The sequence below is a fragment of the Verrucomicrobiales bacterium genome (assembly GCA_016793885.1).
Lineage (GTDB): Bacteria > Verrucomicrobiota > Verrucomicrobiia > Limisphaerales > UBA11320 > UBA11320.
The window spans coordinates 1-13,265 of sequence record JAEUHE010000270.1; the positions used below are offsets into that span (position 1 = coordinate 1).

The window sequence follows — 13,265 nt, forward strand, 5'->3', positions numbered from 1 at the left end:
AAAGGGACCGCAACCCACCATGGGGTTGTGAATTCTATGGGCTTTTCCCAGGGTAGCTCGTTCCTCGCAACCCTGGGCTTTGAGGCGCAATCCCTTTGGGATAGGGACCAAAAGCCCTCCGAACTTGTGGGTAATGCTTAGAGAGGGCTGCCGCACTCCAAAATGGGCCAACATCATCGCGAAGCAGTCTTGGACTGCTGTAGCCCTCTACAGCTTTTCCGCACCCCCCGGAGGGGGATCCCCAGCTGCGCTGGGGGGGACCAAAGCGGCAGAGGGCTGCCGCACTCCAAATGAGCCAAAATCGTCGCGAAGCGTCTTGGACTGCTGTAGCCCTCTACAGCTTTTCTGCACCCCCCGGAGGGGGATCCCCAGCTGCGCTGGGGGGACCAAAGCGGCAGAGGGCTGCCGCACTCCAAATGGGCCAAAATCATCGCGAAGCGTCTTGGACTGCTGTAGCCCTCTACAGCTTTTCTGCACCCCCGGAGGGGGATCCCCAGCTGCGCTGGGGGGGGACCAAAGCGGCAGAGGGCTGCCGCACTCCAGATGAGCCAAAATCGTCGCGAAGCAGTCTTGGACTGCTGTAGCCGTCTACAGCTTTTCCGCACCCCCGGAGGGGGATCCCCAGCTGCGTGTTCTTTGACATGCGGGCTTCTCACCAAACCACGGAAATTAAAGGATTTTTCCCGCTAGAATGTCAGGAAGGCACGGAGTCACTGCTCTGGACGTGCTAAGGCCATTTTGGAATAGCTGAAAGTCACGTTCCCATCGAACAAGCGGAGAACACCGTCCTCAATTCGGAAGGTCAGAAGCAGAAGACTAAGAGTTAAGGAGGACAACATCTCCCCTTTCACCGCTTCCACGACTTCGAGGACGCGCTTCCAGTTCAAGCTGACCTTCATGGTCCTAAGCTCGCCCGAGGTCAACCGTTAAGTCAAGCCAAGCGACCCGCCGTTTTTCCGAGACAACGCCCACCTCCCCAGCGAGACTGCCTCCCATGTATTTACTGCTGGCCCTGCTCGCGGCGATTGTTTTCGCGGTAGGGTCCATCGCGTACAAGCGAGCCTATGCGGAAGGAGCCGGGGTAGTTCACACGCTCGTGGTCAATAACCTCATCCTGGCCGTCCTCTTTCTCCCGCTTTTCGCACTGGAATCCAAACCCATGGATTGGGCTCACTGGTATCTGCCGGCTCTCACGGCGCTCGCCTATGTGACCGGCCACTTGTTGCATGTAGTCTCCTTGAGGGTTGGCGACGTCTCCCTGGCCACTCCCCTGCTGGGAGCCAAAGTGATTTTTGTGGCAGTGTTGGGTTGGCTCATCTTCGGCATCGAGTTGAGAGCCGAACAGTGGGTGTCCGCGGCCCTGGCCACGGCCGGCGTCGTGCTCATGGGGCTCACCGATCTCAATAAAAGCGGCCGACCGGGAATAACAACCTTCCTGGCGCTGGGCTGCTCAGCGGCCTTTGCCTGCACGGATGTGATGATTCAGAGCTGGGGAGACCGGTTCGGCACCTTCAACTTCCTCCCCTTCCAATTTGTACTTCTGGGATTGCTCTCTGGCTCAGCACTCCCGTTCTTTGGAACCCAAAGTCTGCGCATCTCGCGGGTTGCCTGGAAATGGGTGTTGATCGGCATCGCGATGTCCGCCCTCCAGGCCATCCTCATCACCGCCACCATCTCCCTGTGGCACGACGCCGCCGGCGTCAACGTGGTCTATGCCACGCGCGGACTCTGGAGCATCGCGTTCGTCTGGTGGATCGGCCACCACGTGGGGAATCATGAGCGGGCGACCACCGGAACCAAAAGGATGGGACTAAGGGTCGCCGGAGGTCTGCTCATCATCAGCGCGGTCTTCATGACGACCTACGCGGGGCAACGGCCAGGATGACCAGCCCACATGTGCCGCGCATCAAGGGCTCGATCCCGCCGAGGCCGGCCGTCGCGACCCCGGCAGGATCCTTTTTTCATGGGCGTGAACCCGTGGGTGCCGGCCGCACCACACGATAGAACTTCCGCTCCACTCCTTCCGACAAGGACACCAGCGCCCGCCGCCACCCCTCTTTCCATTCGGCATGCGAAACGGAAGGCTTCCAGGCGGGCGACTCCGACAGGCTGCTGGACTCCTCCAAGCGGTCCTCTTCGAGTCCATACCACGTCACCCCGGCCAACGGATTCCCAAAAAGATAGACTTGGTCAATCTGAAGCCGGGGTCGATTGAAGGCATCGGAAGCCTCCAAAGTCCGAACCCACATCCCCGCGAAGTCCTCGGCCGACTGAAACAACGGGCTCAGGTCATAGTATTCCATCCCCACGTTGGTCATGTCCTGAAACAGGTCGGGCAGCAATCCATAGTGGGCCACCCCTTCGAAGTTGATGTCCCAATCCTTGAACTCTTTCCCGTCCACCACCGTCTTGCATCGCGTCAGCGGCACATTCTTTCCAAAGATGTGGTGATAATCATTCCAGACCCCGCGCAGACTCGAAAGGCGCAGGGAATAAAGATCATCCCGCGGGTCGGTCGTCGTGCTTTTAAGAACTTCCTTCTGAAAGACGCGGCGGCCCAGCCACTCCCGGGTGGCGCGTTCGTCGAACCCGCCATTCCCGTTATTGTGCAGCGTCCATCCCTTGATTCCTTTGATCAGTCCCAGAGCGTAGTGATACACGCGGTCACGGTTGTAACCATCGCTGAGTGCATCCCGCACCTTGACCAACTCGAGCTCAACCAAGATTTGCGGCAGCCCCTGCTCCACCTTGCCCTTGAAATAAAAGAACGTTTTGAGGGCCGCAAAGAAGTCACGCTGATCCTTGCTGTAGGTGTATCCGGGCTTCAGATTCTGATTGGAATCAAGCGCCTCCGGACTACCCCACCCAAACTCCTGGTCCGGGTCAACCCCATGTCCGAGAAAGGCGGGACCGGCAATCGGACGACCATGCTCGGGTGTATAGCGAACGCCGTTCCGCTGGCCGCGAATAAGGTCGCGAAGATCCCATGGACTCTTGCGTGCAAATGCTGAGTTAGGACCAAAACGGGGTCCGGGTCCGGCGATGAGCCCATTGATATCGGTCCCCATGGCGACATGGCTTCCCTCCATCTCCTCCAAGGCCTGGAGATACAACTGGCTCACCGTCTTGGAAGTGCCCGCACAGTCATTATCAACTTCCGACGACGTGTAGGTGCGCGTCGAGGCACGTGCGGCGGTATACAGGTCGGCATTCTCATAGCCTACCCCAAAGAGGCCTCCCAACTTCCGGATACGCTTCATCTGCGCACTGGTCCGATGGTTCTCGTTGGCGCCCTCCTTAGCCTGGTAGCGGAGACTGTTGTGCCCTGAATTGACGGGATAGCCGACCGGATTGGCCTCGGCCATGGCGAAGACCGAGTTGATGGTGTGCTGGGACATGTGATCCACATCGATCATGACACCCATCGACATCATCTGCTGAATCGCGTAGCGGCCCAGCTTGGTCAATCCACGGGCGTTCCGATGCCCGAAGGGAGCCTTGCCAGGACTTTTGTCAGGGTACGTCGGATAGTTGTTCCCCACGGGCCAAAGGTCGGGGGGAACCGCCTTGAGATTTTCAGGCAGCTCGCTCGTTAACCCCGCGGCGCCCACCATCGCGAGTGGTAACAATCCTGCGCCCGCCCCAGGCGGAAGGCCGCCCCAAGCCTCCGCGATCGCAGGCAATAACCCAGCGACCGCCGGCAGCAAAAGAGCTCCCACCCCAATCTCCACCTTGTGCTTGTCCATCTCCTCCAGAAGATCCATCCGCGGAGGCAACCAGTAATCAATGCGGTCAGCGGGGGTCGCCGGCTCAACAGCCAAGGCGCGACCATTCAAAAACTTGTTGGCAATGTTCAACATCGGGTTGGATACCGGTGTCCCACCCCACTTGTTGTCCATCAGGTGCACGGGAAAGATGTAGCGCAAGCCCATGCTGTGCAATTGCGTCAAGGCCACGCGGACCTTCTCCTTGTCCGCGGCGGTCGGGTTCTCCTCGTCCACCACCCGACGGTGCAAAGCCAAGTTCCCGATGTCATCGAGCTCGGATCCGAGAATGATGGCGAGCTTGTTCCGTCGAACAATGTCCCGCAGCTCAAATGGATCCAGGGCAATCTCCAGGAAATCATCATGCCGAGCGACAAACGATTTGATGGCCTTGATTTGGTTGGTCGCCACATTCATGTCATCGATCGGGCCCTCGCCCTTGCTTGCGGCTCCCAGCAGCGGGTTGTTGACGCAGAGCGCCACCATGACGCGTAGGCCTCCATCGTAAGCCCGACGGATCCACTCGTGCCACATCTGCTGATGCGTGATGGTGCTAAACACCGGCCAATGACGAAACCGCGCGTACTCGTTGCCATTGATGCGGTCGCTGGACCATCCCTCGCGATGCGGATCATTGCCCTTGTCGTCCATGGCCATCATCACCGCCTGTCTCAGATAATCGCCACAGGGATTGTTGAAGGGATCCCAACCTCCGTGGGCGCAATTGCAGTCACCCAGGGCTTTGCCGATATCGTTCGGAGTGAGGGCACCGCCGTCGGGAGCCCCAAACATGATCTTTTCCGCGAACCCGAGGTGACTCATCGGATGCGTGTGAAGATCCGCCATCCCCCAGACCGGGGAATCCCAATCATAGTAATGACCTTCCAGCAGCACCACCGCCGGCCGTTCCTGACCGCCGACAGTCACGGTCTGGGCGAGCAACGCCCGATCATTGAATTGAAAATCATCCACGTTCAGATGCCCGGTCTCGGATTGATCAACAATCCGGATCCGGGCGCGCTTCCCGAGAAGCTGATGCGTAGGAACATCGGCGTTCCAAGACACCCGACGCATCAGTTCCTTACCGTGCCCCGTGACGAACTGCTCCGGCGCATACCAAACATTTCCAAACCTCTCAGCACCATTGGCCGACGGGGCCGATTCCACCAGCAATTCGACCCGCAGCCGTTCGCTGTCTTGGCCTCCTCCAACCAGGAAATGGATGAATCGATTCGAAATGAAAAACGCTTTGGAAGTGAGCGTGCCCTTGAGTGCGTCGTTGGAGTCTTCCGCTTCAAAGAGCGGCCCTGGAGGGATGGAGAAGTTCTCCGAGGTGCCAATCCAGTGCTGCCCCTTGGCTCCCACCCGATAGCTGAGATTTCTCCAATAGTCCCCGCCAATCTGCTTTTCCATTTGCTTCTTCAACTGCTCAACCCGGTGGAGGCGTATGCTCCCCCCAGTCACCGGCTGGAACTCAAACGCTCCTCCGCTCGGTGTCCAACTTTCCAAACCCAGCTCAAAGCTCCAGTTGTCCGGAGAGGACTCACTCGGAGGAAGTCGAACCTTACAGTGAGGCCCGGGCACCACCACGATGGAAAACTGATTGGTGGCTGAGTTACCCGATTTGTCCGTTGCGACGCATTTGACAACATTCGTTCCGACTGTCATCCACGACCCGCTTGCCGGTGTGCAAATCACGGTCGGAGTCAGCCCGCTGTTGTCGGTCGCCTTCACCACGAAGGGCACCAGCGCCCCGCTGCCACCGTGGAGAAGCTCATATCCCGTGCAGGGAACTTCCATCGAGTTGGGGGTGGTGATTACCGGCGGTGTTAGATCGCGAACCACCACCTTAAACTGACAGCGCACCGTTTCCCGACCGAAAGAGGCCGAACATTGCACCACGGTTTCTCCGATGGGAAAAAGCGATCCAGAAGGTGGGGTGCACTGCACCTCGACGGGTGTTCGATCGCAGGTATTGATCGCCCGGGGTTGGTAGGACACCGGGCGGGAGCTCGCCGAGGAGACGGTGATCACAATGTCCCGCGGACAGGTCAGCTCCAGGCATGCACCCTGCGCCGAGAAGGAGAGGAGGGCACAAACCAAGGCCGTGACCAGGCCCTGTATTTTGCTAATCGATTTCATAGTTATGATCCTCACGCAGCCGCTGTGTGTCGTTGCGTAATCCCCTCTTAGCCCAGCCCACACGAAACTCACAATTCGTCCATCGACGAATAGCGCCTGCTTCAAATCACCACCCAGTTCACACTCCCCTGCACTTTTCTATTCCCAAAGTCCTCCTGACCCGTTGTGATCGAAGCATGTTCGTCCTGCGCCTGGTGCTTAAAGAGATCCTGCATCGAAAGCTGAATTTCCTGCTGAGCGTCCTGGCTATCGCGGCCACGGTGGCTCTCTTTGTGGCCTACCTCACTCTTTCCGAGGGCTCGCGCCGAGAGACGGTCCGGGTCACACGCGACATCGGCTTCAACCTGCGCATCATCCCGCGCGAAACCGACATGGACCAGTTCTGGTCAGCGGGTTACTCCGATAAGACCATGCCGGAAACCACGCTTCGCCGATTAGCCTCCTACACTAACGTCTTCTTCTCTTACAACCACCTGGTTGCGTCGCTCCAACAGCGATTCAATCTCGAAGGCAAGGAGGTGATTCTGACCGGCCTCGCTCCCACCATCACCGCCCCGGGCCAGGCAAAGCAGCCCATGGGATATTCCATCCCCTCCAACAGCGTCTTCCTGGGATTCGAAGTCGCCCAACGCCTCGGACTCAAGAAAGGCGGTTCACTTCGGCTCGACCGCCGAGAGTTCAAAGTGGAACAAGCCCTGGCTGAAAGCGGCACCGACGATGATGTCCGGGTCTTCGCCCCTCTCCGCGAGGTTCAAACGCTGTTGAAAGCCGAGGGTCAAATCAACGAGATCAAGGCGATCGACTGTCTCTGCCTCACTGCGGATCAGGATCCGCTCAAAATCCTTCGCCAGGAGCTGGAGAAAGCCCTGCCGGAGGCCAAAGTCATTCAACTACGCACCATCGCCGATGCCCGGGCCAAACAACGCCAGTTGATGGAAAAGTATCTGGCCTTCATCACCCCGTTGGTGCTGATCGCCAGCGCGCTCTGGGTCTGCGTGCTGGCCATTCTGAATGTGCGTGAACGGCGAACCGAGATCGGAATCTTGCGTGCCTTGGGGCATGGATCGGGCTCCATCCTCATGCTGTTCGGCCTCCGCTCGGCGGTGCTCGGCGGTGTGGGAGCCCTGACCGGCTATGCCCTGGGATCCGTCATGGCGCATACCGTTGGACCGACGATGTTCAAGGTCACCGCGGCCTCGCTTCGCATCGAACCAGCGCTGTTTTGGCAGGCCCTACTCGCCGCTCCAGCGCTGGCGATCGTCGCGAGCATCATCCCCATGGTGCTCGCCATCACCCAGGATCCCGCCGTCACCCTCACCGAGGAATAAACCCATGGTCCGACTCGACAACGTCAGCAAACTTTATCGCACGCCCCAAGGCGAGGTTCGAAGCCTGGACGCCGTCAGCCTCCAAGTGAACGCGGGGGAATTTGTCGTCATCCGCGGCCCCAGCGGCTGCGGAAAGACCACGCTCCTGCTGACCATCGGAGCCATGCTCCGGCCCACCTCCGGGCAGGTCACGATCCAAAATTCCAACCTGTACGAACTGTCGGCCCGCGCCCGCGCCTCGTTCCGCGCCCGCGCCATCGGATTCGTTTTCCAAATGTTCCATCTCGTGCCCTATCTGACCGTGCGGGAAAACGTATTGCTGTCCGACTGGGGATCAGCCTCCACCACACAGCAATCGCGAGCAGACCAACTGATTGGGGAACTTGGGTTGAGCGCACGGGCACACCACATCCCAGGCAAGCTCAGCACCGGGGAACGTCAACGCGCCGCGATCGCCCGCGCGCTGCTGCATCAGCCAAAGGTAATTCTGGCGGACGAGCCTACCGGGAACCTCGATCCGGACAATGCCCGCGAAGTCTTTCGTCACCTCAAAACGTTTCACCAGTGTGGCGGAACCCTGATCGTGGTGACCCATGGATCGGTGGAGAACCTCGGGGCCGACCGAATTGTGAACCTGAAGGCTGGGAAAGTGGAGAACGAGTGATGAGTGATGAGTGATGAGTGATGAGTGGTGAGTTGCGGAAGCCGAAGAGGCTCTTGATGAACCGATCGCTCGCTTCAGCGTCCAGCGCGGTGGAGCCTCACGCGAGGAACCAGGTGCCATGGAGTTGACCGCGAACCGATCCGACGAGGTTTACAATTCCGTTGTCCGAAAACACGTCGCCGCTTTTCCTGCACGCGGCGGAGTGGCAGAGGGGCGTCCTGGGTGAATGGGTGCGTTGGCGGGGATGGGGCGGCGTGAAGGAACAGCGGTGTCGTGCCACCGCGGTCCATAAGGCGTTCATCCTCTCCAATGGCGTGGTTAGCGGGGTGGCTCTATGGAGTGCGGAGACATGTCTCCGCTTTTCCTACGCCTGACGGACTGGCTGCTGATGTGCCCATTGTAAAGGCCTGCGTTGAAGGGGATCCTCCGTATTTTTGAACAAATTCGCGAGTGCCAGCACCCCCGGCCAATTCTGCGAGCCCTTCAGGTTCGGGGCTCCGAGCGCCACGTGATCAACTCCCGCATTGCCCAATTTGTCGAGTCTATCTCTTTGCAGCGGACTATCGGCCTTCCATCCGTGTCATCCGAGAGATCCGCGGTTAAAGCTGCCGTGCTCATGGCCGTCCCATCCAGGTAGTTCCCGCCTCCATCCGTGTGGTCCCCGTGATCCGTGGACAACCCCGTTCCCATCACCCCACCGACCAGATCTCCAGCAATCCGTAGTCGGACCACTTCCCGTCCTTGGGTTTGTCCGGTTGACGCGCCTTTCCCACGAGCATCCGGGAGCCATCCGCGGTGAACCGCAGGTCGGTGATCCGATGCTTCGCGTCGGTGGTCTGCATGCTCTTGCCCGTGACGGTTTCGAAGGCCGCCAAATTCCACTGCCCCTGAAAAAGTCTCCCGGCCATCACAAACCACTCGTGCGATGGATGAAAAACCATGGCCTCCATGAGCCCCGCGCCGCTCTCCCCCTCGTGAGTCTGATCCACCTTCGCACCGGTGCGCCAGGTGAAGCGCTGCCAACGCTGAACGCCGTTCCCTGCCATCGGATCCGCCATAGGCCCCATCCCGCACAGATAAAGATCATCGCCCTGGGGATGAAACATCATGGCGAACACACCTCCCAAGTAATGATGGCTCTTGATCACTCCCCAACTGGTGAAGTCGGGAGTCGTCCAGGAAGCGAGCTGCTTGCCGGAATCCACCTCCCACGCGCGCACTTCTCCCATCAAGTTCGCCGCCGCCACCACACGGCCATCGGGGGAAAAAGCCACGGCCTGCGTGGGGGGCACATGCGCCCATTGATGCTTCAGTTCACCCGTAGCCGCATCGAACAGCTTCACCGACGGCTCCCGTTCCGGAGCGGGCTCATACTTGTATCCGCCGGCTTCATAACGCCCGGTAACGGAGGCGACCCATCGCCCATCTCCCGATACGGCCAGATCCCAGCACCAAAACTCATGGGCCTTCACCTTCCGAATGACAGAACGCTGCCGCAGGTCGTGCCAAATCAGGGTTCCATCATAGCCTCCAGAAACTAACATCTCCCCCGGCTTCAAAACCGCCACTCCACTGGCATAACTTTCGTGCCGCCCCACCAGCACGTGCTTCTTTCCCTCTAAGTCCACCTCGTAAATCCCCCCATCCTGACAGGCGACGTAGGCCACCTTCCCATCCTGACTCCGGTCCACGGCCAGAACGGAGGACGGCAGGGCGATTTCTCCAGCTTTCTTTAAGCCGGGTTTTGCTGGAGTCGTGTCGGTTTTGGTTTCAGCCATGCGTCACTCCTCGGTCAGGCCAGAATCTCCCGGATGGGTTCAGCCTCGTCCTCCACGCGATGGAACGTCGGCAGCTCCGGCAGATCGTAGATCGTATACGGATCCAGCCCCAGCGCCGAGAAGATCGTCGCAAAGAGATTCTTCTCATTGAAGGGCTTCTCCGCCACTTCCACGCCATCGACGTCGGTGGCGCCCACGACCACCCCCTGGCGAATGCCGCAACCGGTCATCATCAGGCTCCAAGCGTTCGGGTAATGATCCCGACCTCGAGCATGGTTGATCCAGGGAGTGCGACCGAACTCTCCCATGGCGATCACGAGGGTACTGTCTAACATCCCTCGCTCCTCCAGGTCGTTGACCAAATGGAACAAAACCCGATCCAACTCCGGCACCAGCATCTGATAAATCTCATTGTGGAACACATGGCTATCCCACGGCATCCCGTTGGCGACCATCACAAACGGGGCACCGTTCTCCACCAGATGCCGGGCCAGCAAGGCGTGAAGCCCATAGGCTGCCGGCCCGTATTTCTCCCGATCCGCCGCTGGCAGCTTGTCGATGTCGAACAGATGCGCACAGCTCATCAGCCCCTTCACCCGCTCAAAAATTGCGTTTTGCGAACTGGCCGCGGCACTCCGACGTTCGTTCTCAAACTTGCGGGTCAAGAAACGTCGCAACGCATTGCGCGCCTCGTGATCCTCCGCGGTGAGATCCGCCTGCCGCAGCACATTCTCAATCTTATAGTCACCCCCCACCCTCACCGGACCATACTGCGCGCCCAACCACCCCGCCCAGTTCCCCGCCTTGAACTCCTTGAACTCATTCCCCTCCGGACAGGGGTCGAGCAGGATGAAATTCGGCACCGGATTGTCGAGGTGCCCCAACTGCTGGGCTAGAACCGATCCCAACGTGGGACGCACAAACGGCGGGCGCGGACCGGCCCCTCGATTCAAAAGATCAATCCCCTGAAGATGCTCGCTCTGATTGGTCTTCATCGACCGAACAACCGCCAGCTTGTCGGCGATGCTGGCACACCGAGGCATCAACTCACCGAAGTGCACTCCAGGCAGCTTGGTCGGGATGCTGCGAAACGGTCCCCCGCTCGGTCGGCCCGGCTTGGGATCCCAGGTTTCAAACTGGCTGGGAGCTCCGCACAGCCACAGCAAGATGCAGCGCTTCTGCGTGCGCTTGACCTGCTCAGCGAACGCCGGCAGCGAGAACAAACCTCCCCAACTCATCAGCGACAACGCCCCAGCCGCACTCACGGTGCCCTGCAAGAATTTGCGCCGGTGCACGCGATGATCGGCTCCGCCGCAGGAAGGATCCGGGAGATGTGCGAAGGATCGGCTCATCAATGGTTCAGCTGAAATTCGGCGCTCGTGAACATGGACCAAAGCAACTGCTGCACGCCCGCCTCGATGGAACGTGATCGAAGAAACTCCAACGCAGCTCGAGACTCTTCCGGATCGGGATCCCTGAGAAAAACCGCCTGAAAGGCTTGCTGAATCCGTCGGTCGACATCCGGCTCCCGCGCGAGTCGTTCGCTGAGTGAACCAGGCACCGGCTTCAGCAGATTCTCCATAATCGGAGAGTTCGAAAGGAACATGGCCTGCTGCAGCGACGGCTGATACTCGGCGGCAAACACGTCCGGAAATTCTTTCACGAAACTCCGACGCAACTGGGTCGAAGTCAACCCGACCAGCTTCTGCCCCTCCTCTCCGGAAGGACCTTGCGCCGCCAGCAAGGAACGGATGAGTTGCTCGGCAATCAGCGGCTTGGGCTGGAATCGAGCAAAGGCATCGGCCTCCGGCAACCCGGCTCCCGCCTTATCCGTTCGGGGCGCGCTGGGTTTGGACGGCTTGACGACCTCCGCCCGGGAATCCAGCTGGTAAGCCTTGGTCCGGCACAGAAGGTCGATTAACCGGCGGACATCGTAACCATGACGGGCAAAATCCTCACTCAACCAGTCGAGCAACTCGGGATGGGTCGGCGGATGCTTCGAGTCCATGAGATCCACCGGATGCACAATTCCTCGGCCAAACAGCAGCGCCCAGATGCGATTCACCATCGCCCGCGCCAACAAGGGATTATCCTCGGTCACCGCCCGCGCGAAAGCCTCCCGGCGTGAAAATTTGGGGATCGAAGCCACCACCGGCTTCGTTTTCTCGGCGGCAGGCGGAACCCGATACAGCTCCGGCGTATCGACCTCCTTCTCGCCTTCCTTCGGACGCACCTCGTCCACCTGACGCTGATTGAAGAAGGTCAGCAGGGCCTGCTGCGACTCCTTCTTGAGATTAGCGAAGCTGACGAATCCTCCGATGGCCGACTCCGCCACGGCCGGTCCTTCGGGAGTTTCCACGTTCTTGCTCCTCAGGAAAGCGGCCACCGTTCCCCAATAGTGAGCCTGCTTGATCTCCCGAGCCACCATGTGGTCGTGGCATTGGGCGCATTTGATCTGCACACCATAGACCACTGGCGCAATGGCCTCCGCCATCGCCTGCGCGTTGTTGCGACGTTCGTACAGAAACCATTCAGATCCCCGGTCTTCCGCGTCTCCCGGACGCGCTACAATCAGCTGCCGCACGACCTCATCCCACCGCCGGTTCTCTCGAAACGACGACTCCAGAAACTGAAACCAAAGATGCTTCTCCCGCGAGTCTTCCGCCTTCGCGCCCCGGCGATCCATGAGTACTACATCAAAGACCTCCCGCAGATGCCGGGGATGCTCAGGGTGCTTCAGCAATTGCTGAATCCATTGCGAACGACGATCGGAGGACCGATTGTCCAGCAACGTGGCCGCCTCCTCGTGAGTGGGAATGCGGCCAACCAGGTCCAAAAACAGGCGGCGCAGGAAGGTTGCGTCTGAGGCCGGCTTGGCCGGCTTGATGCGGTGTTGTTCCCAAGCAAGCTTCAAAAAACGATCCACCGCCTGGGCCGGATCCATCGCCGCCGGTGGCCGCCACGCGATGGCCGGCCGGCGGACCGATCCCGAAACACTCCCCACCTCGCTGGGGGCGGAGGAGGCGGAGGACGACGCCCCCGAGACAACGGGAATCTTGTTGATCCAGAGCCGAATCAGGTCCGCTTCCTCGGCGCTCAGAGGTTTGCGCTTGCCGGGAGGCATGTGCGGATCGGCCTCAGCTAGGAGAAACTTGTAGAGATTGCTGTCCAGAGGCTTGCCTGGAACGACCGCCGCCCCCCGCTCTCCCCCTCGAAGAATCGTGTGCAGGGAGCTGAGATCCAAACCACCCTTGCTCCGAGTGGCGCTATGGCAATCGGCGCAGTGCTCCTCCAAGAGGGGGGCTATGTGGTCGGTCCAGAAACGATCGGCCGAGACAGCGGCATCAGGAGCTGGAGCTGGAACACCAGCAGCAACAGCAGCCACGGAACCAGGTCCCGAGCAGCTCATGGCCACAGCGAAACCCACCAGCCAACAACGCAGCCGGTCAGGCGAGAAGCAGGCCATCCACCGCGACTTCAACTCTGGAACCAGGTAAGGCATTCGTGCTGGAGATGGATCAAACGGGAAATTGGCGAAACATTCAATTCGGAAGAAGGCGCCCGTTCGTACATTTTCGAGTGGCTAGGG

At 59.7% G+C, this 13,265-nt stretch carries 9 protein-coding genes; 4 read left to right on the plus strand and 5 right to left on the minus strand.

Going from position 1 to position 13,265, the window contains the following annotated elements:
- Positions 1 to 710 precede the first annotated feature (710 nt).
- Positions 711 to 899 carry a hypothetical protein gene (locus JNN07_29080; GenBank protein ID MBL9171819.1) on the minus strand — a complete coding sequence of 63 codons (189 nt, stop codon included), beginning with the start codon at positions 897 to 899 and terminating at the stop codon, positions 711 to 713.
- 95 nt (positions 900 to 994) lie between these two features.
- Here JNN07_29080 and JNN07_29085 point away from each other — a divergent pair, with 95 nt between their 5' ends.
- On the plus strand, positions 995 to 1,885 hold the full coding sequence (locus JNN07_29085; GenBank protein ID MBL9171820.1) for a DMT family transporter: 891 nt from the start codon (positions 995 to 997) through the stop codon (positions 1,883 to 1,885).
- Between the two features lie 76 nt (positions 1,886 to 1,961).
- Here JNN07_29085 and JNN07_29090 read toward each other — a convergent pair whose 3' ends face one another.
- On the minus strand, positions 1,962 to 5,906 hold the full coding sequence (locus tag JNN07_29090; GenBank protein ID MBL9171821.1) for a membrane dipeptidase: 3,945 nt from the start codon (positions 5,904 to 5,906) through the stop codon (positions 1,962 to 1,964).
- Between the two features lie 176 nt (positions 5,907 to 6,082).
- Between JNN07_29090 and JNN07_29095 the strand changes: the two genes are divergently transcribed.
- The 3 genes from JNN07_29095 (at position 6,083) to JNN07_29105 (ending at position 8,272) form a co-directional block, all read left to right on the plus strand.
- On the plus strand, positions 6,083 to 7,234 hold the full coding sequence (locus JNN07_29095) for an FtsX-like permease family protein (protein MBL9171822.1): 1,152 nt from the start codon (positions 6,083 to 6,085) through the stop codon (positions 7,232 to 7,234).
- A gap of 4 nt (positions 7,235 to 7,238) precedes the next feature.
- Complete coding sequence (locus JNN07_29100; GenBank protein MBL9171823.1) at positions 7,239 to 7,898, plus strand: ABC transporter ATP-binding protein; 660 nt, start codon at positions 7,239 to 7,241, stop codon at positions 7,896 to 7,898.
- Positions 7,899 to 8,059: 161 nt separating this feature from the next.
- Positions 8,060 to 8,272 carry a hypothetical protein gene (locus tag JNN07_29105; GenBank protein MBL9171824.1) on the plus strand — a complete coding sequence of 71 codons (213 nt, stop codon included), beginning with the start codon at positions 8,060 to 8,062 and terminating at the stop codon, positions 8,270 to 8,272.
- 315 nt (positions 8,273 to 8,587) lie between these two features.
- On the opposite strand, the gene JNN07_29110 is transcribed toward JNN07_29105, so the two are convergent.
- From JNN07_29110 to JNN07_29120, 3 genes are read right to left on the minus strand one after another with little or no spacing between them, the layout of a single operon-like run.
- Positions 8,588 to 9,676, minus strand: coding sequence for a hypothetical protein (locus JNN07_29110; protein MBL9171825.1), 1,089 nt, complete (start codon positions 9,674 to 9,676; stop codon positions 8,588 to 8,590).
- Between the two features lie 14 nt (positions 9,677 to 9,690).
- Positions 9,691 to 11,028, minus strand: a complete 1,338-nt coding sequence (locus JNN07_29115) for a DUF1501 domain-containing protein (GenBank protein ID MBL9171826.1) — start codon at positions 11,026 to 11,028, stop codon at positions 9,691 to 9,693.
- A complete protein-coding gene (locus JNN07_29120; protein ID MBL9171827.1) occupies positions 11,028 to 13,061 on the minus strand; it encodes a DUF1553 domain-containing protein in 2,034 nt (677 codons plus the stop codon). The genes JNN07_29115 and JNN07_29120 overlap by 1 nt, the downstream gene beginning before the upstream one ends.
- Between the last annotated feature and the right edge of the window lie 204 nt (positions 13,062 to 13,265).